Origin of the sequence: Citrobacter sp. Awk 4 (assembly GCF_028069725.1) — a bacterium.
Taxonomy (GTDB): Bacteria; Pseudomonadota; Gammaproteobacteria; order Enterobacterales; family Enterobacteriaceae; genus Citrobacter_D.
On the sequence record NZ_JANEWG010000022.1, the window covers coordinates 1 to 18,318 of the forward strand.

At 50.6% G+C, this 18,318-nt stretch carries 19 protein-coding genes; 10 read left to right on the forward strand and 9 right to left on the reverse strand.

Features of this window, described 5'->3' with window-relative positions; all coding sequences use genetic code 11:
- The coding region (locus NNO04_RS11125; RefSeq protein WP_271444708.1) for a hypothetical protein at positions 1-257 on the reverse strand (257 nt) is incomplete at its 3' end.
- Between the two features lie 64 nt (positions 258-321).
- Between NNO04_RS11125 and NNO04_RS11130 the strand changes: the two genes are divergently transcribed.
- Positions 322-1,032, forward strand: coding sequence for a hypothetical protein (locus NNO04_RS11130; protein ID WP_271444709.1), 711 nt, complete (start codon positions 322-324; stop codon positions 1,030-1,032).
- Between the two features lie 225 nt (positions 1,033-1,257).
- On the opposite strand, the gene NNO04_RS11135 is transcribed toward NNO04_RS11130, so the two are convergent.
- On the reverse strand, positions 1,258-2,139 hold the full coding sequence (locus NNO04_RS11135) for a LysR substrate-binding domain-containing protein (protein ID WP_271444710.1): 882 nt from the start codon (positions 2,137-2,139) through the stop codon (positions 1,258-1,260).
- Positions 2,140-2,294: 155 nt separating this feature from the next.
- Between NNO04_RS11135 and NNO04_RS11140 the strand changes: the two genes are divergently transcribed.
- Positions 2,295-2,843 carry a sugar ABC transporter gene (locus NNO04_RS11140; protein ID WP_271444711.1) on the forward strand — a complete coding sequence of 183 codons (549 nt, stop codon included), beginning with the start codon at positions 2,295-2,297 and terminating at the stop codon, positions 2,841-2,843.
- A 344-nt stretch (positions 2,844-3,187) separates the two neighbouring features.
- Positions 3,188-4,030, forward strand: a complete 843-nt coding sequence (locus tag NNO04_RS11145; protein WP_271444761.1) for an MBL fold metallo-hydrolase — start codon at positions 3,188-3,190, stop codon at positions 4,028-4,030.
- A gap of 129 nt (positions 4,031-4,159) precedes the next feature.
- Here the strand turns inward: NNO04_RS11145 and ychF are convergent, their stop codons facing one another.
- A complete protein-coding gene (gene ychF, locus NNO04_RS11150; RefSeq protein ID WP_271444712.1) occupies positions 4,160-5,254 on the reverse strand; it encodes a redox-regulated ATPase YchF in 1,095 nt (364 codons plus the stop codon).
- Between the two features lie 116 nt (positions 5,255-5,370).
- Entirely contained in the window at positions 5,371-5,955 is a 585-nt protein-coding gene (gene pth, locus NNO04_RS11155) for an aminoacyl-tRNA hydrolase (protein WP_162383652.1), read from the reverse strand.
- 275 nt (positions 5,956-6,230) lie between these two features.
- Between pth and ychH the strand changes: the two genes are divergently transcribed.
- Entirely contained in the window at positions 6,231-6,509 is a 279-nt protein-coding gene (gene ychH, locus NNO04_RS11160) for a stress-induced protein YchH (RefSeq protein ID WP_192612442.1), read from the forward strand.
- Between the two features lie 65 nt (positions 6,510-6,574).
- Here ychH and dauA read toward each other — a convergent pair whose 3' ends face one another.
- The 4 genes from dauA to lolB all read right to left on the reverse strand — a co-directional run bounded on the left by dauA (position 6,575) and on the right by lolB (position 11,059).
- Positions 6,575-8,254, reverse strand: coding sequence for a C4-dicarboxylic acid transporter DauA (gene dauA, locus NNO04_RS11165; RefSeq protein ID WP_271444713.1), 1,680 nt, complete (start codon positions 8,252-8,254; stop codon positions 6,575-6,577).
- Between the two features lie 119 nt (positions 8,255-8,373).
- Complete coding sequence (gene prs / locus NNO04_RS11170) at positions 8,374-9,321, reverse strand: ribose-phosphate diphosphokinase (protein ID WP_001298109.1); 948 nt, start codon at positions 9,319-9,321, stop codon at positions 8,374-8,376.
- Positions 9,322-9,587: 266 nt separating this feature from the next.
- Positions 9,588-10,439 carry a 4-(cytidine 5'-diphospho)-2-C-methyl-D-erythritol kinase gene (ispE, locus tag NNO04_RS11175; protein WP_271444714.1) on the reverse strand — a complete coding sequence of 284 codons (852 nt, stop codon included), beginning with the start codon at positions 10,437-10,439 and terminating at the stop codon, positions 9,588-9,590.
- Positions 10,436-11,059 (reverse strand): lipoprotein insertase outer membrane protein LolB, encoded by a 624-nt coding sequence (lolB, locus tag NNO04_RS11180; protein WP_271444715.1) that lies wholly within the window; start codon positions 11,057-11,059, stop codon positions 10,436-10,438. The genes ispE and lolB overlap by 4 nt, the downstream gene beginning before the upstream one ends.
- Positions 11,060-11,365: 306 nt before the next feature.
- Here lolB and hemA point away from each other — a divergent pair, with 306 nt between their 5' ends.
- The 6 genes from hemA to kdsA are packed head-to-tail and all read left to right on the forward strand — an operon-like array spanning position 11,366 to position 16,671.
- Positions 11,366-12,622 carry a glutamyl-tRNA reductase gene (gene hemA / locus NNO04_RS11185; protein ID WP_271444716.1) on the forward strand — a complete coding sequence of 419 codons (1,257 nt, stop codon included), beginning with the start codon at positions 11,366-11,368 and terminating at the stop codon, positions 12,620-12,622.
- Positions 12,623-12,662: 40 nt separating this feature from the next.
- Positions 12,663-13,745, forward strand: a complete 1,083-nt coding sequence (prfA, locus tag NNO04_RS11190) for a peptide chain release factor 1 (protein ID WP_271444717.1) — start codon at positions 12,663-12,665, stop codon at positions 13,743-13,745.
- Positions 13,745-14,578 (forward strand): peptide chain release factor N(5)-glutamine methyltransferase, encoded by an 834-nt coding sequence (gene prmC, locus NNO04_RS11195; RefSeq protein WP_271444718.1) that lies wholly within the window; start codon positions 13,745-13,747, stop codon positions 14,576-14,578. Before prfA ends, prmC begins: the two co-directional genes overlap by 1 nt.
- Entirely contained in the window at positions 14,575-14,967 is a 393-nt protein-coding gene (sirB2, locus tag NNO04_RS11200; RefSeq protein WP_271444719.1) for an invasion regulator SirB2, read from the forward strand. Before prmC ends, sirB2 begins: the two co-directional genes overlap by 4 nt.
- A gap of 3 nt (positions 14,968-14,970) precedes the next feature.
- Positions 14,971-15,780, forward strand: a complete 810-nt coding sequence (sirB1, locus tag NNO04_RS11205; RefSeq protein WP_271444720.1) for an invasion regulator SirB1 — start codon at positions 14,971-14,973, stop codon at positions 15,778-15,780.
- A gap of 36 nt (positions 15,781-15,816) precedes the next feature.
- On the forward strand, positions 15,817-16,671 hold the full coding sequence (kdsA, locus tag NNO04_RS11210) for a 3-deoxy-8-phosphooctulonate synthase (RefSeq protein ID WP_038641145.1): 855 nt from the start codon (positions 15,817-15,819) through the stop codon (positions 16,669-16,671).
- Positions 16,672-16,761: 90 nt separating this feature from the next.
- On the opposite strand, the gene chaA is transcribed toward kdsA, so the two are convergent.
- Positions 16,762-17,862: a sodium-potassium/proton antiporter ChaA gene (chaA, locus tag NNO04_RS11215; protein WP_271444721.1), complete on the reverse strand. Its 1,101-nt coding sequence runs from the start codon at positions 17,860-17,862 to the stop codon at positions 16,762-16,764.
- Positions 17,863-18,318: the final 456 nt, after the last annotated feature.

The window sequence follows — 18,318 nt, forward strand, 5'->3', positions numbered from 1 at the left end:
CGTTTATATTGTGATAAAGTTTGATAAATTTTCCCTACAAAATAAACCGTTGTAATAGCGAGAATGATGGAGAGGATACCCATAAAAATCATCACTGAAAGAAGAGGGTTAATTACGCCACCAAAACTTGTTACATACCCCAGCCAGGAAAGATGTTCGGGACTAAGTATACGGAAAATGAATTCAGGAATTATTAGAAAAAAAATAATAACAGTTGTGACATAAATGAATACCTTCCGTTTTTTTCCCACCATCATACTTGCCCTTGTCATCAGTATTGATCAATTATGAGACAAAAATGATACAGCATAGAGTAATAAAATGTCACAGACCTATTTACAATTACAGATGCAGTCCAAAAGACAATTAGCAATAGACCTCACAAACTCTCTACGCGGCATCCACGGAAATCTGATATCCACAATCAACAGCGCGAAAATGGGCACACAACGCCTGATCAACTATGGTTCCTGCATTATCCCTGATGAATACTATCGCAGCGCGTGCCGTGACATGATGCGTGAAGATGGGAGATTGCTTTTGGCTGTAGGTGAGATTTTTAATCGCCAGGACGTCACTGTCGATATGGTTTCCATTTATTTTAGGAAAGCTCTTAAAAAAATCGATAACAACAAAGCGAATGATCTCGTGTCATTCCTACACGAAAAACCAGGGTTTGCAGCTAACAAAGCGGCTGGCAAAGTCAGCAATATGTCGCTGGCAATAACTATTGCAAAATTAATTATTAGCTCAGGTGACTTTAAAGAAACTCATATCAACATGGTTAATAAATTTGCGTCATGGTTTATTAGTGGCGCGTCAATATATGGTAATGCTCAACTAGCTGCCTCAGTAGCAAATAAATTAAAATTCCAGGACTCCGAGTATTATAATTTACTTTATAAAGAAAATTTAGAAATGCTTTACTTCACAATTGAACCGTTCATGACAAAAATTATTTATCAAATAGAGTCAGGAGATAACAGACCTGAAATTATAGCCGATGCTTTGTATGAGATACTGAAGAAATGAAGAAACTGATTCTATGGCTGTTGCAGTCTTTTTTTTACCTCGTGCCAGTCATAGTGAGTGTGATTGGTGCTTATTTCATTGTTCGTTTCATTCCGTTTTACCCAGGGGTTTTCGTTGTACTTTGGATTATTATTGTTGCTTACCTATATGTAAGATACAGCAAATGGGTTTAACCCTTTTAATCAGAACATATAGTCGGCATTGAGCGAAGAGCTGACATTAATGTCAACCGATTTCCGTCAGTAGCCAGTGTTCAAAATCCTGCAGTGCAGGTTCATTTATTCCCGTTTCCCGTGGTTTTACCAGGCAGAATTTTTTGCTCAGATGTTCTGATTCTGGCCAGGGCGCGACAAGAATTCCGCTACTCAGCTCTTTGTCAACATACATGCGAGGGACCAATGCCACGCCTTGTCCCGCTAGTGCGGCCGCTATTGCCATTTCATGAAGGTCATACCGGACCCCCTGAGCCGGATTATCAAGGACTATCTCACTTTCCTGGGCATAGTTATGCCATGCTTCTGGGTTCTGCCGCCGGTGAATGCGGGGCAGTTCATTCAACTGATCCCTGGCGTTCTTATTTGTAAGCAGTGCAGGATGGCATACTGGTACTAGTTTTTCCTGAAAGAGAAAGCGCATGCGCATGCCCGCCCACGCTGGATGTTCAAAATGAACTACGGCGTCAAAGCCACTCCCGGTGAGAATGAATGGGTCTGTTCTGGCCGCTATGTTTAATGTTATTCCCGGGTACATAGATTTAAAGCCGCTCAAACGGGGAATAAGCCATCGACTGGAAAACGTCGGCAGGACGGCAATATCTAGATTTTTACTGCCCTCAGGCATTCCCATTATGTATTGAGTATCCCTGTCAAGCCGTTCGAGCGTTTCGCGTATGTGATGTGCATAGCGAGCTCCAACAGGATTAAGCTTGACGCGGCTTCCCGTTCGGTCAAAAAGTTTGCAGTTCAGCAAAGACTCAAGGCGTGCGATCTGTCGGCTAATCGCTCCCTCCGTCAGCGATAACTCTTCTGCTGCCCGTGCAAAATTGCCGTGTCTCGCAGCGGCATCAAAAGCCTGCAGGGAAGTACTACTCGGAATTTTTCTGCGCATAATAACTGTCCCTTGATTTGTGGCTATGATGATCTTTCAGTGAATTAATATCACTGATTGATGAAGTAATATCGTTTTATAGCTGAAAATACAGCATGTAGCATGATGAAAAATCATTGAGCAGACTCAATATTTATTCATGCAGAGGTAAGTCGATGTTGTATACCGTAGAATGCTCCTATAACGATCCCGAAAGTGAGGAAGCCTGGAATGAATTTTACAGCCTGGAAAAACTTCCCTCATTGGTTTCCGTTACTGGATTCAGCACGTCCCAGCGTTTCCGGGCCTTGAAACCTGGCTGTCCTGTTTATCTCGCCATTCATACAGTTAACGATGCAAAGGTTATTACCAGTGACGAATACCGACTTAAAGGTGGTGGTAATTTCTCCCTCTGGCAGGCGAATATCACTGATTGGCACCGTAACCTGTATGAATGCGAATACCCGGCTCCGGCGGTATCCTCAGAGGAAATACTGCTGTTCAGCTCTCAGCCGATTAGTTTTATAGAGACAGAGCTGGGTTACAGGGCATTGGAAATGCAGGCTTCAGGATTAGATAAATTCCCGGAACGGCGAGTGGCATACATACTTGAACGTGAAAATGGTGTGCAGGTAGCAAGAGCAATACTTGACGCATATCTCTACGAGCCTCTCACATCGCAATTACAGAACTCTGTGAAAGCTAATCAGAGAAGGAAACCATAATATCATGCCTAACCTTACTTTTTATATTTCTGCAGATCATTCTGACAGGTTCACTGATCAGCCATACTTTACTTATCGTTGCAGAAAACTCTGCAACGAAATTCTCGGTGCAGAACCAGAAAAGGTTCACATCATATATGTCGACGTAAGGACAGGATGCGGACATCCGGTCTACGCAGAGCTCTTTTATCGTCTGACAAAATGGCGTACGCCGGAAGTAATGGAGAAATTTATGTGTGAACTGGATTTGGCCATTCAACAGAACACGGGGCTACTGGCGCGTATTCGCTGTTTTGGCTCTACCGAAACGCAAATATTCGCTCGACACTAACCCTGAGGTATTTATGAACTATCCGCCTTTCACATCTTATCAGATTGGGGATTATCTGATCACTGCCCTGAGTGATGGTAATATGCCAGCCAGACTGGATCTACTGTCAGGCATTGGAACCGTTGATGCTGAGTTAATTCAGCACAGCGCCGGGATCGTTGAACCCGGAAATATTCATATCTACTGTTATCTAATCCGCGGTAGGGGGCGAACCATTCTCGTTGATACCGGTACCGGAGGTCTGAACAACGTGGGAGGGCAGCTCGAAAATAAACTCAGTGAAGTAGGGGTCTCCCCAGATGATGTGGACACCGTTTTATTGACACACGGCCATCCTGATCATATCGGCGGTCTGCTGGACGCTGAAGGACGACCAGCCTATAAACATGCTGAACTTCATCTTCATCCTCTTGAAGCAGAATACTGGCATGATGATGAAAAAATGAAAATGGCCAGTGAGCGCGGACAACGTAATTTTATGATGGTCCGTCGAATATTAGAAGGTTATGCAGCCAAATTGAAATTTATTAACGGGAGCGAAATAACAAAGAATATTTTCCCTGTTTGGTTACCGGGCCATACACCAGGACATACTGGGTTTTGCATCAGAACTGGAGATAAAGGTTTATTGATATGGGGAGACATCGTCCATTTTCCACATATTCAGTCAGCACATCCGAACGTTTCCATTGAATTTGACTGCAATCCCACTCAGGCTAAAGAAACACGAAAAAAAATACTGGAACAGGTTGTCAGAGAGAAACTACTCGTTGCAGGCATGCACCTGGGCCGAAGCGGATTTGCTAACGTTCTTATGGCTGATAGCGGATATCATATTTGCTACTCACAAGAATGAATGGGTATGTGCAATCTCAGTTCAATTTGAGACGTTCTGAAATATAAAATCCACGCAATTGCGTGGATTTTATAGTTTTTTGCGATTCTTATGAGATTCAGCGAAACCTCATGAGACAACAAATTTTATTTAGACGTTGAACAGGAAGTTCATCACGTCGCCATCTTTAACGATATAGTCCTTGCCTTCGGCGCGCATCTTACCGGCTTCTTTCGCACCTTGTTCACCTTTGTAAGTGATGAAATCTTCGAATGCGATGGTCTGGGCGCGGATAAAGCCTTTTTCGAAGTCGGTATGGATTTTGCCTGCTGCCTGCGGTGCAGTAGCCCCGACCGGGATGGTCCATGCGCGGACTTCTTTCACACCTGCGGTGAAGTACGTCTGCAGGTTCAGCAGTTCATAACCGGCACGAATCACGCGGTTAAGCCCCGGCTCTTCGATCCCCAGTTCTGCCATAAATTCTTCGCGATCGGCATCGTCGAGTTCAGCGATATCAGATTCAACGGCGGCACACACGGCAACCACGACAGAGCCTTCTGCTGCCGCGATTTCGCGCACTTTATCGAGGTACGGGTTATTTTCAAAACCGTCTTCGTTCACGTTGGCGATATACATGGTTGGCTTCAGGGTCAGAAAGCTAAGGTATTTGATTGCCGCTTTGTCTTCGTCGGTCAGATTTTTAAGCGCACGCAGCATGCCTGCGTTTTCCAACTGCGGCAGACATTTTTCCAGCGCGGCCTGTTCGGCTTTGGCGTCTTTATCGCCGCCTTTGGCTTTCTTCTGCACGCGGTGCAGGGCGCGTTCGCAGGTGTCGAGATCTGACAGCGCCAGTTCGGTATTGATTACGTCAATATCATCAGCAGGATCGACTTTGTTATTCACGTGGATGATGTTGTCGTTTTCAAAGCAGCGAACAACGTGACCGATGGCTTCGGTTTCACGAATGTTGGTCAGGAACTGGTTGCCCAGACCTTCACCTTTGGACGCGCCTTTCACCAGACCGGCGATGTCAACGAATTCCATCGTGGTGGGAAGAATGCGCTGCGGCTTGACGATTTCTGCCAGTTGCTCCAGACGAGGATCGGGCATTGGTACGACGCCAGTGTTCGGTTCGATAGTGCAGAACGGGAAGTTTGCCGCTTCAATACCGGCTTTGGTCAGCGCATTGAACAGGGTAGATTTCCCGACGTTGGGCAAACCGACGATACCGCATTTGAATCCCATGATTTAAATCACCTTAATATCTTGATAATCAACCTGTTGTATAAAACAGATTGTAGAAAAGTAAATAACTTTGCCTATTATACACAGCGTAAGGCAAAAATGCCGCATATCCCTGCTTATTGCGCTTTAAAGGTATGCAGCCGGCTCGTTGCTTTGGTCAGGCCGTCTTTGAACCAAATCTCTGTACAACGTGCCGCTTCGTCAATGGCTTCATCAATTAACTTCTGTTCGGAAACAGGCGGTTTGCCTAACACGAAGCCGACAACTTTGTTTTTATCGCCGGGATGCCCGATTCCGACACGTAAGCGATGAAAGTTAGGGTTATTGCCCAACTTGCTAATGATATCTTTTAACCCGTTATGGCCCCCATGTCCGCCACCCAGCTTAAACTTCGCCACTCCAGGAGGGAGATCCAGTTCGTCGTGAGCGACCAGAATTTCATCGGGATTAATACGGTAAAAACTGGCCATTGCGCCAACCGCTTTACCACTCAGATTCATAAATGTGGTGGGTACTAAGAGACGAACATCTTCGCCCTCCAGCGTCACTCTGGAGCTATAACCAAAGAATTTCGGCTCTTCGCGCAAAGGGGCACGCAATCGCTCTGCCAGTAAATCAACGAACCATGCGCCTGCATTATGTCGCGTTGCTGCGTATTCAGCGCCGGGGTTTGCCAGGCCGACAATCAATTTAATCGTCACGCTATTTGTCCTGAGTATGTCTATCACTGGCGCGTAGTGTACTGTCTGCGGCGTCGCTTGACAAAAAACAGCGTGAGTTGAGGACGGAACTGAATAATTTCTTTTGTGGACTATTGGAATGTCAAGATGTTCAGAGGGTTATTTGTAAAGTTTTGTTGCTCAGGTGTTTGTAATTGTGATCGCTCCCGCACATGCAAACATAACTGTTGTCTATACTTTACACATAAGGATTAGGGATATTCCCTGCAGCAACCCAAAAGTTCCGGAGGTGACACATGAAACGCAAAAACGCTTCGCTACTCGGCAATGTGCTCATGGGGTTGGGTTTAGTGGTAATGGTTGTTGGTGTTGGTTATTCCATTTTAAATCAGCTTCCGCAGTTTAACCTGCCGCAGTTTTTCGCACACGGCGCTGTGCTCAGTATCTTTGTCGGCGCGATCCTCTGGCTGGCAGGGGCGCGTGTTGGCGGGCATGAACAGGTGAGTGACAGATACTGGTGGGTGCGCCATTACGATAAACGTTGTCGCCGTAGCGATAATCGCCGTCACAGCTAAGTTTACGTTGTCTGTTACTTTTCAATTACCGGTCCGCAAAGGCGCAGACCGGTAATTAATAGTGATTACAAATCAGCCAGTGCGGCTTCTCGATTGGGGAAGAACGCCAGACGACCAGGAATCGGTTTGATACCTGCGCGCGCCATGGTGCGTAATGGCTGGAACTCCAGATTACTGATCCGCAGTTCGCAGCCCTCTGGTAAACGTTTTACAAAGCGCTGGAAGGCGTCCAGGCCCCCTGCATCCAGCACCGGTACCGCATCCCACTTCAGAACAACGATACGTTTTCCTACAATACGTGATTCCAGATCGGTAAAGAGTCCTTCCGCCGCCGCAAAGAACAGTGGCCCAATCACGCGCAGTACCAGCACATCATCCGGAACGTCGACGTTCACTGCCGCCAGACGCGTCATACGGGCAATGCGACGCATGAAGAGCAGGGAAGCAAGAACAATCCCCACGCTAATGGCAATCACCATATCAAACAGTACCGTCAGTGACATACACATCAGCATGACGATGATGTCGTCCTTCGGCGCATGGCGCAGCAAGTCTACGACTTTGTGGGCTTCGCTCATATTCCAGGCCACCATCAGCAGCAAGGCCGCCATCGCGGAAAGCGGTAGCCAGGAAAGCAGCGGCGCCAGTACCAGAAGGGCAAGGATGACCAGAATGGCGTGGATCACGGCCGAGACAGGTGAGGTCGCGCCAGCGCGGACGTTAGCCGCAGAGCGGGCAATCGCCGCCGTCGCCGTAATGCCGCCAAAGAACGGCGCAACGATGTTACCCAGTCCCTGACCGATCAGTTCGCTATTGGCCTTGTGCTTGGTGCCGGTCATACCGTCAAGCACCACGGCGCACAGCAGGGACTCAATCGCCCCAAGCATCGCCATTGAGAAGGCGGCTGGAAGCAGGGCACGCAGAGAGGCCCAGCTTAGTGTGAAATCGGAATCAGGCAGATCCCACGGCAGCACTAACTGCGGCAGCAGCTGCGGAATGCCGTTGCCCTGTGAACCATCGGCGAGAATATAGTGGAACTGGGAACCAATGGTGGCGACGTGTCCTCCGGTCAGATTGACGATCCCCATCACCGCGCAGCCTGCCAACAGCGCCGGAAGGTGTCCTGGCAGACGGATCCCCAAACGGGGCCACAAAATCAGGGTCCCTAGCGTAACGACGCCAATAGCGGCATCGCCCAGATTGATGGTCGGCAGCGCCATAAACAAGGCACCGACTTTCTGCAAATAGTGCTCCGGAACATGGGCCAGTTGCAGACCAAGAAAATCTTTAATTTGCATGGTACCAATGGTGATACCAATACCGGACGTAAAACCCAGGGTCACTGAGACCGGAATGTATTCGATCAGACGGCCAAAACGAGCCAGGCCAAAAAGGATCAGAAAAATACCGGACATCAGGGTCGCGACCAGCAGACCGGCCAGGCCAAACTGCTGCGATACCGGGTAGAGGATCACCACAAACGCCGCGGTGGGGCCGGAGACACTAAAGCGCGAACCGCCAGTGAGGGCAATGACAATCCCGGCCACGGCGGAGGTGTAAAGACCATACTGCGGCGCGACGCCACTGCCGATGGCCAGGGCCATGGCCAATGGAATGGCAATGATCCCAACGGTTATCCCGGCGATCACATCACGAGTAAATCGAGAAGCGGTGTATTTTTCTTTCCAACAAGCGTCGACGAGGGCGCGGAAAGGCATCACATGTGAGGAAAATAATCTGTTCACAATAATGTTTCATCCGTGAGCGCATCATCTGTCAACTAAATGGCAGGTGAAGGAGGCATCAGTCAATAAGGTCTACAGACAAAAAAACCCGCCGCAGCGGGTTTTTGAGCCGGGTTCGATTAATGTTCGAACATAGCAGAGATTGATTCTTCGTTGCTGATACGACGAATCGCTTCGGCCAGCATACCCGACAGGGTCAACGTACGCACGTTTGGCAGTGATTTGATTTCATCGCTCAGTGGAATGGTGTCACAAACAACGACTTCATCAATCACAGAATTACGCAGGTTATTTGCCGCATTACCGGAGAAGATCGGGTGAGTTGCGTAGGCGAATACACGCTTAGCACCACGTTCTTTCAGCGCTTCTGCAGCTTTGCACAGCGTACCACCGGTATCGATCATATCATCAACCAGCACGCAGTCACGACCTGCGACGTCACCGATGATGTGCATCACCTGAGAAACGTTTGCACGCGGACGGCGTTTGTCGATGATAGCCATATCGGTATCATTCAGCAGCTTAGCGATAGCGCGGGCACGCACGACGCCACCGATATCCGGAGAAACCACAATCGGGTTGTCCAGGTTCAGCTGCAGCATGTCTTCTAACAGAATTGGGCTACCGAATACGTTATCAACCGGTACATCGAAGAAGCCCTGGATCTGTTCAGCATGCAGGTCAACGGTCAGTACACGGTCAACGCCAACGCTGGACAGGAAGTCCGCGACGACTTTTGCCGTAATCGGCACACGAGCGGAACGTACACGACGATCCTGACGCGCATAGCCAAAGTAAGGGATAACGGCGGTGATACGGCCTGCGGAAGCACGGCGCAGCGCATCGACCATAACGACCAATTCCATCAGGTTGTCGTTCGTTGGGGCACAAGTGGACTGGATGATGAAAATATCACCACCGCGTACATTTTCATTAATTTGTACGCTGACTTCGCCGTCGCTAAAGCGACCTACAGCGGCGTCGCCGAGAGAAGTGTACAGGCGGTTGGCAATACGTTGTGCTAGTTCCGGGGTGGCGTTACCAGCAAAAAGCTTCATATCAGGCACGAGAAGAACCTCAGGCATGCGTCCATTGGTGGATAGAATCTGCCAAAAACTGTGCGGGCCAGGCAATATCCTATCCAGGCGGTGTATTAAAGAGCGCGATGCAACGTCTGGAACAAGGTGACGTTGTCACCGAAACTCAGCTTGCCCGGCTTACTCGTCATCATTCACATTTCGTGACCGCTGGCGTCGTGTACTCGTACCGGGCGCATACTGCTGAATGCGCCTGGCGATGGGTAAACTCGCCAACTTCCTGAAACGCGGACAATTTAGAGTAACGTTTTATGCAATGGGGAGAGGTTGACACCTTTCGCCACAAAGCCGTTAAACCATTCCGGGGCTTGCTCAAGCACCTGGCGTGCATGGGACTCTGTATCGAATTCAGCAAAGACACAGGCCCCTGTACCAGTCAGGCGCGACGGCGCGTATTCTAACAGCCAGGAAAGCGCCGCATCAACCTCGCGAAAACGTTTTCTTGCGATAACCTCGCAATCGTTGCTGAATTCACATTTTAATAACGTTTCTATTGACCTTTTTGGCGTGTTACGTGGAAGTTGCGGATCTTTGAAAATAATGGGAGTAGGGATGCTCACACCAGGATGCACCACCAGATACCATTTCTCGGGTGGCGTGACGGGGGTCAGGATTTCGCCCACACCTTCGGCAAACGCCGCATGCCCGCGAACAAAGACCGGCACGTCCGCGCCCAGTGTTAAGCCCATCCCGGCCAGCTCATCGACAGAGAGCGCGCACTGCCACAGATGATTCAGCGCCACCAGTACGGTGGCGGCATTGGAAGAGCCGCCCCCCAGACCGCCGCCCATCGGCAAACGTTTCTCAATGCGAATATCCGCACCGCTCCCTGCAGGCAGTCGCCCACGCGCAGAGGCGGTTTGCATTAGCAAACGCGCGGCGCGAACGATCAGGTTATCGTCGTTCTCAACGCCGTCGACAGGCGTTAGCAGATGAAGCTCGCCATCGTTGCGTGTTTCAATGCTGATGGTGTCGCCATAGTCCAGAAACTGGAATAGCGTTTGCAGCGTGTGATAACCGTCCGCACGCTGTCCGGTGATATATAAAAAGAGATTCAGTTTTGCCGGGGATGGCCAGTGGGTCATCATTTCACAATCCAGTTATCCATTTTCAGCTTAATGCGCTGACTTCCGTCAGACAGTTCCATATTCGCGGGCATCGCAGGCTGCGTTTTGCTGTCATAGCCGCCGTAGACAACCTTCCAGTTTTTCCCGTCCTGGCGGTATTTCAGTTCGCTCAGACGGTACTGGTCGTCGAGGGTGTAGTCGGTGGCATCGCCGGGTAGACCCAGGATCCACTGACGCAGGCTATTGAGCGGGATAGGCATCCCGGTCAGCTTGCCAATCATTTCTTCTGCATCGTCGGCGGTATAGTGCTTACCTTTGTTGTCGACAAGTTCCACATTGCCGGGTTGTGCATTCAGTTCCAGCTCAGTGCTGCCCAGCGGATTCGTTAACAGCAGGCGATAGCGGTCCTGTCCCGTTTGTTGCCAGAAGAAGCGGGCATATACTTTCTGCTGGTCGGAAATATAGGCAAATGCGCCGCGCGTCTGATATTGATGCAAGTTACGCACCTCCTGCTGATGCGAACGCCATTGCGGGGAATCCGGGCTTTGACCGGGGCCTTTTGGTGCGTTGAGGGTACAGGCGGTGAGGACCAGGCTCGCCAGCGGCAGCAGGCGGATCAGACGAAAATCAGGCAGGGTCATAGTGATGACAAATCCTTGTTGTACGGTGCAAAAATTGCCTGATGGCGCTACGCTTGTATCAGGCCTACAAACTCAACCCGTAGGCCGGAGCAGGCGAATTCGCTGCCATCCGGCAACATCTTGCCATCGGTTGCAGTTATAACCCTTAATGCTAGCGCCGCCGCAGGGTATCGTCTATGGTCAAGATATCTTAATTTGTGCGGTAAGCTATTACTCCAAAAGGGGGCACTCTCTTTTATTGACCTCGCGCATCCTGTATGATGCACCCAGTCTAACCTTATCAACGCTGGTACTATTCCCGCACACATGACCCTTTTAGCGCTTGGTATTAACCACAAAACAGCACCGGTATCGCTGCGAGAACGCGTCACGTTTTCGCCGGATACGCTCGACCAGGCGCTGGAAAGCCTGCAGGCGCTGCCCATGGTGCGAGGCGGGGTGGTGTTGTCTACGTGCAACCGTACCGAGTTGTACCTTAGCGTTGAAGAACAAGAAAACCTGCAAGAAGCGCTGATTCGTTGGTTATGCAATTACCATAACCTGAACGAAGAAGATCTGCGCAATAGCCTCTACTGGCATCAGGATAACGACGCCGTCAGCCATCTGATGCGCGTTGCCAGCGGTTTGGATTCACTGGTGCTGGGCGAGCCGCAAATCCTCGGGCAGGTGAAAAAAGCGTTTGCTGATTCCAGCCGGGGTCACCTGAATGCCAGCGATCTGGAGCGTATGTTCCAGAAGTCGTTTTCTGTGGCCAAACGCGTGCGTACGGAAACGGAAATCGGCGCCAGCGCTGTCTCAGTGGCATTTGCCGCCTGTACGCTGGCGCGGCAAATCTTTGAATCGCTGTCTACCGTGACCGTATTGCTGGTCGGGGCGGGAGAGACCATCGAACTGGTTGCCCGCCATCTGCGCGAACACAAAGTGAAGAAAATGATCATCGCCAACCGTACCCGCGAACGTGCGCAGGTATTGGCCGATGAAGTTGGCGCTGATGTTATCTCGCTCAGCGAGATCGACGAACGTTTGCAGGATGCGGATATTATTATCAGTTCGACGGCCAGTCCGTTACCGATAATCGGTAAAGGGATGGTCGAACGGGCGTTGAAAAACCGCCGTAATCAGCCAATGCTGCTGGTCGATATTGCCGTTCCGCGCGATGTTGAACCGGAAGTCGGCAAATTATCCAACGCCTATCTGTATAGCGTTGATGACCTGCAAAGCATTATTTCGCACAACCTGGCGCAACGTAAAGCGGCGGCCGTGGAAGCGGAAACCATTGTTGAGCAGGAAACCAGCGAGTTTATGGCCTGGCTGCGTGCGCAAAGCGCCAGCGAGACTATCCGCGAATATCGCAGCCAGTCAGAACATGTTCGTGATGAATTAACCGCAAAAGCGTTAGCCTCCCTTGAACAGGGCGGAGACCCGCAGGCTATTATGCAGGATCTGGCGTGGAAACTGACCAATCGCCTGATTCATGCGCCAACCAAATCTCTTCAGCAGGCCGCCCGTGACGGGGATGATGAACGCCTGAATATTCTGCGCGACAGCCTCGGGCTGGAGTAGCAGCACACCAATCTCATTTTTACAGGGTGCATTTACGCCTATGAAGCCTTCTATCGTTGCCAAACTGGAAGCCCTGCATGAACGCCATGAAGAAGTTCAGGCGCTGTTGGGTGATGCGGGGACCATTGCAGACCAGGAACGCTTTCGCGCATTGTCGCGTGAGTATGCGCAATTAAGTGATGTTTCTCGCTGTTTTACGGACTGGCAACAGGTTCAGGACGATATTGAAACAGCACAGATGATGCTCGACGATCCTGAAATGCGTGAAATGGCGCAAGATGAACTGCGCGAAGCAAAAGAAAAATGTGAACAACTGGAGCAACAGCTGCAAGTGCTGTTATTGCCACAAGATCCGGACGACGAACGTAACGCCTTCCTTGAAGTGCGTGCCGGAACCGGTGGTGATGAAGCGGCGTTGTTTGCCGGTGATCTGTTCCGTATGTACAGCCGCTATGCCGAATCGCGCCGCTGGCGGGTGGAGATCATGAGCGCTAACGAAGGCGAGCACGGCGGTTATAAAGAGATTATTGCCAAAGTGAGCGGCGACGGCGTTTACGGTAGACTGAAATTCGAATCCGGCGGCCATCGTGTGCAGCGTGTACCGGCGACGGAGTCACAGGGGCGTATCCACACTTCCGCCTGTACCGTGGCGGTAATGCCGGAATTACCCGAAGCGGAACTGCCAGACATCAATCCAGCCGATCTGCGTATCGATACCTTCCGTTCATCAGGGGCGGGTGGTCAGCACGTTAACACCACCGATTCTGCAATCCGTATTACCCACTTGCCGACGGGTATTGTCGTCGAGTGTCAGGACGAACGTTCACAGCATAAGAACAAAGCTAAAGCGATGTCGGTGTTGGGGTCACGTATTCGTGCAGCCGAAGTGGCAAGGCGTCAGCAGGCGGAAGCGTCTGAGCGTCGTAACCTGTTAGGCAGCGGCGATCGCAGCGATCGTAACCGCACCTATAACTTCCCGCAGGGGCGCGTGACCGATCACCGCATCAACCTGACGCTTTATCGTCTTGATGAGGCGATGGAAGGGAAACTGGATATGCTCATTGAGCCGATTGTCCAGGAATATCAGGCCGACCAACTGGCAGCGCTGTCTGAGCAGGAATAATGGATTACCAGCACTGGCTGCGTGACGCGATAAGCCAATTAGCGCAAAGCGAAAGCCCGCGTCGCGATGCCGAGATCCTTCTGGAGCATGTGACCGGCAAAACGCGGACCTTTATCCTGGCGTTTGGTGAGACGGCGTTAACCGATGCGCAGTACGAGCAACTGTCCGTACTGCTAGCCCGCCGCCAGCGGGGAGAACCCATTGCCCATTTGATCGGGGTGCGTGAATTCTGGTCGCTGCCGCTGTTTGTCTCTCCCGCGACGCTGATCCCGCGTCCGGATACCGAGTGTCTGGTCGAGCAGGCGCTGGCGCGCTTGCCTGCCACCGCATGTCGCATCCTTGATTTAGGAACCGGTACTGGCGCTATTGCGCTGGCGCTGGCTGTCGAGCGCCCGGACTGCGAGGTCGTTGCGGTCGATCGCATGGCCGACGCGGTAGCGCTGGCATTGCGTAATAAAGCGCATCTGGCGATCCCCAATATACGAATCCTGCAGAGCGACTGGTTCAGCGCATTGCAGGGACAGTCGTTTGAGATGATTGTCAGTAATCCGCCATATATTGATGCGCAGGACCCGCACCTTTCTCAGGGCGATGTGCGATTCGAACCGTTGTCGGCGCTGGTTGCCGACGATCAGGGAATGGCGGATATTGCGCACATTATTGCGCAGGCGCGTCATGCGCTGACGCCCGGCGGCTTTTTGCTGCTGGAGCACGGCTGGCAGCAGGGGGCGTTGGTCAGAGACGCGTTCAGTCAGGCGGGGTACATGCAGATTGAAACCTGTCGTGATTATGGCGATAACGAGCGTATCACGCTTGGGCGTATCGCGTTATGACGACGTTTAACGTGCTTATGGGTGTTCATCTCATCAGCATTGCGCTTTCAGTCAGTCTGTTGACGCTGCGTTTCTGGTGGCGTTATAGCGGGAATCCGCTGGCAACGGCCCGCTGGACGCGGATTGTGCCGCCGGTTATTGATACCATATTGCTGCTAAGCGGCGTGGGGTTAATCCTTAAAACGCACATCCTGCCATTCACCGAACAAGGTACATGGCTGACTGAGAAGTTGTTTGGAGTTATCATTTACATCGTTTTGGGTTTTATTGCGCTTGATTACCGTCAGGCGCGCAGTCAGCAGGCACGAGTTATCGCTTTCCCGCTGGCGCTGGTGGTGCTGTACATCATCATTAAACTCGCCACCACAAAAATACCGTTACTGGGGTAAGTCATGAGGTCGTTAGCTGATTTCGAATTTAATAAAGCACCGTTGTGCGATGGGATGATTCTGGCATCGGAGTCGATCCGTCAGGATTTTCCGACGCAATCTGTCTACGACGAGCTGGAACGACTGGTCAGTCTGGCGCACGAAGAAATTAGCCAGCTCCTGTCTCAGGATGAGCAACTGGAAAAACTGCTGGCACTGTTTTATGGCGAATGGGGATTTACGGATACCCAGGGCGTCTACCGTCTCTCTGATGCTTTATGGCTCGATCAGGTTTTGAAAAACCGCCAGGGCAGCGCAGTCTCGCTGGGCGCTATCTTACTGTGGGTGGCTAACCGCCTTAATCTCCCGCTGGTTCCGGTTATTTTTCCGACGCAGCTGATTCTGCGAATTGAATCGCTGGAAGGGGAAATGTGGCTGATTAACCCGTTTAACGGTGAAACGCTTGATGAACATACGCTGGAAGTCTGGCTGAAAGGAAATATCAGCCCGGTGGCGGAACTGTTCAATGAGGATCTGGATGAAGCCGATAACGCGGAAGTGATCCGTAAATTGCTGGACACCCTAAAGTCATCATTGATGGAAGAGCGGCAGATGGAGCTGGCATTACGTGCCAGTGAAGCATTGCTGCAATTTAATCCAGAAGATCCGTATGAGATACGTGACCGTGGATTGATTTACGCGCAGCTGGAGTGCGAACATGTTGCGCTGACCGATTTAAGCTATTTCGTTGAACAGTGTCCGGAAGATCCGATCAGCGAAATGATTCGTGCGCAGATTAATACTATTTCGCACAAGCAAATTGTACTGCATTAATTTATCGACATTCTTACTCATCACTAAGGCGATCCTATGAAACAAAAAGTGGTTAGCATTGGCGACATCAACGTGGCAAATGACCTGCCGTTCGTGCTGTTTGGCGGTATGAACGTGCTGGAATCCCGCGATCTTGCGATGCGCATTTGTGAGCACTATGTGACTGTTACTCAGAAACTGGGTATTCCTTACGTGTTCAAGGCCTCTTTTGATAAAGCCAACCGTTCCTCGATTCACTCTTACCGTGGTCCGGGCCTGGAAGAAGGGATGAAAATCTTCCAGGAACTGAAGCAGACGTTTGGCGTGAAAGTGATCACCGACGTTCACGAAGCCAGCCAGGCGCAGCCCGTTGCGGATGTTGTTGACGTGATTCAGCTGCCAGCGTTCCTCGCGCGTCAAACCGACCTGGTAGAAGCGATGGCGAAAACCGGTGCCGTTATAAACGTGAAAAAACCACAGTTCGTGAGCCCGGGTCAGATGGGTAACATCGTGGACAAATTCCACGAAGGCGGCAACGACAAGGTTATTCTGTGCGATCGTGGCGCTAACTTTGGTTACGACAACCTGGTTGTCGATATGCTGGGCTTTAGTGTGATGAAGAAAGTCTCCGGTAATTCTCCGGTTATTTTTGACGTCACCCATGCACTGCAGTGCCGCGATCCGTTTGGCGCAGCCTCTGGCGGTCGTCGTGGCCAGGTCACTGAGCTGGCGCGCGCAGGCATGGCTGTTGGTCTGGCGGGTCTGTTTATTGAAGCTCATCCGGATCCAGCCAACGCAAAATGTGACGGTCCGTCCGCGCTGCCGCTGGCTAAACTGGAGCAATTCCTGACTCAGATTAAAGCGATTGACGATCTGGTGAAAAGCTTCGACGAGCTCGACACTGAGAACTAAGTTGTCTCGTTTGTACGTCGGCAGGCGTTTTACCGCCCGATGTCACGACATAAAAAAACCCGCGCTGCGGGTTTTTTTACATTTGATGGGTCAGGCAAATATCGTCATCAAATAGGCGACAAACAGTGCCAGATGCGCAGCGCCGTTCAGAACATTGGTGCGCCCCGTTGAAAATGAAATGTGGCAGAGGACTAACGACGTCACCATCACGATCATTTCTGGTGCGCCTAACCCAAAGACCAGATCGTTGCCGGTTGCCCATGCAATCAGCGTGACGACCGGCACGGTCAGGGAAATGGTCGCCAGCACGGAACCAAAGAACAGGTTCATGGCGCGCTGTACCTGGTTACTCAATACCGCTTTTAATGCTCCCAATCCCTCAGGGGAAAGAATAAGCAACGCCACCAGGAAACCGGTAAATGCCACAGGCGCATTCATTTCGGTCAATAACATTTCCAGCGAGTTGGCGTTCATTTTCGTTACGGCAATGACGGCAATCAGATGCACGATCAACCAAATGGCGTGCCACATATTGCTGTGTGCTGAGGGTTTGCCGTGATGCGGGTCATCGTCGTCGCTCTCATCTTCATGTTCGTAGACGAAAAGACTTTGGTGCGTTCTGGTTTGAATCAGTAAAAATACGCCATACATCGCTGCGGAAATAGCAGCAACCAACAGTGCCTGACCGGTGGAGAAATTCGCACCCGGTAGCGCCATTGGAAAGACCAGCACGATAATAGCCAGCGGAAACAGCGCAATAAGATATTGCTTAATGCCAAACAAATTCACATATTGCGTCGCGAATTTACGACCACCTAACAGTAAAGAAAAACCGACCAGACCACCCGTCACGATCATAATGATCGAATAGAGTGTGTCGCGCATCAGTGTTGGCGCAGCATCGCCGGTTGCCATCAGGGCAGAAATTAAACTGACTTCGAGAATGACCACTGAAAGACTTAAAATTAGCGAGCCATAGGGTTCGCCGAGTCGATGGGCTAATACATCCGCGTGACGGACAACGCTGAACGCGCTGCTTAAAATACCAATAAGGGCAAGAATATTAATTCCGACGACCGCTGGTAGTGACTGACTGCCTCCCCACAGGAACAGTACCACCAGGGCAACGACCGGGAAAATAAGTGAGGTCTCCTTGTGGCGGGTTTTCACCGCCTCATGCGCATGCGTCATTATGATTCTCCATCTGTGCAGGTGCTTTTAATTATAAATGTAACAAAGGATGTAAAAGTAACAGAAAACGCAGCCTGACCTGAGTGGTTTTACGAATTTTTACCGCATGGCCGTATATTCCGGGCAAAGTGAATAAAAGCATCTATCTTGTTTATAGAGTATTTAAATAACAGCAGATTAGTTTTTAGTTAAAACAGAAAATAAGTGTAGCAGCGTAATAAGCGCGATGCGCTTTTCCTCTCTTCACTCCCGGAAAAAAGGTGTATACAGACGAAGGGGGAGGGAAGAAAAGAGTATGAAAAATGAAACGATACCCGTTGAGGATAAAAACCGAAGCGTATCGTTTCCAGAGAGTTAGTGAATCCTGTGATATGCAGGATGAGCAATTGGTGCGCCGCAGCAGGGCAACTGTCTTGCATGCGGCCTGTGAATTGCATATTGTCCTGTTATTGGTTT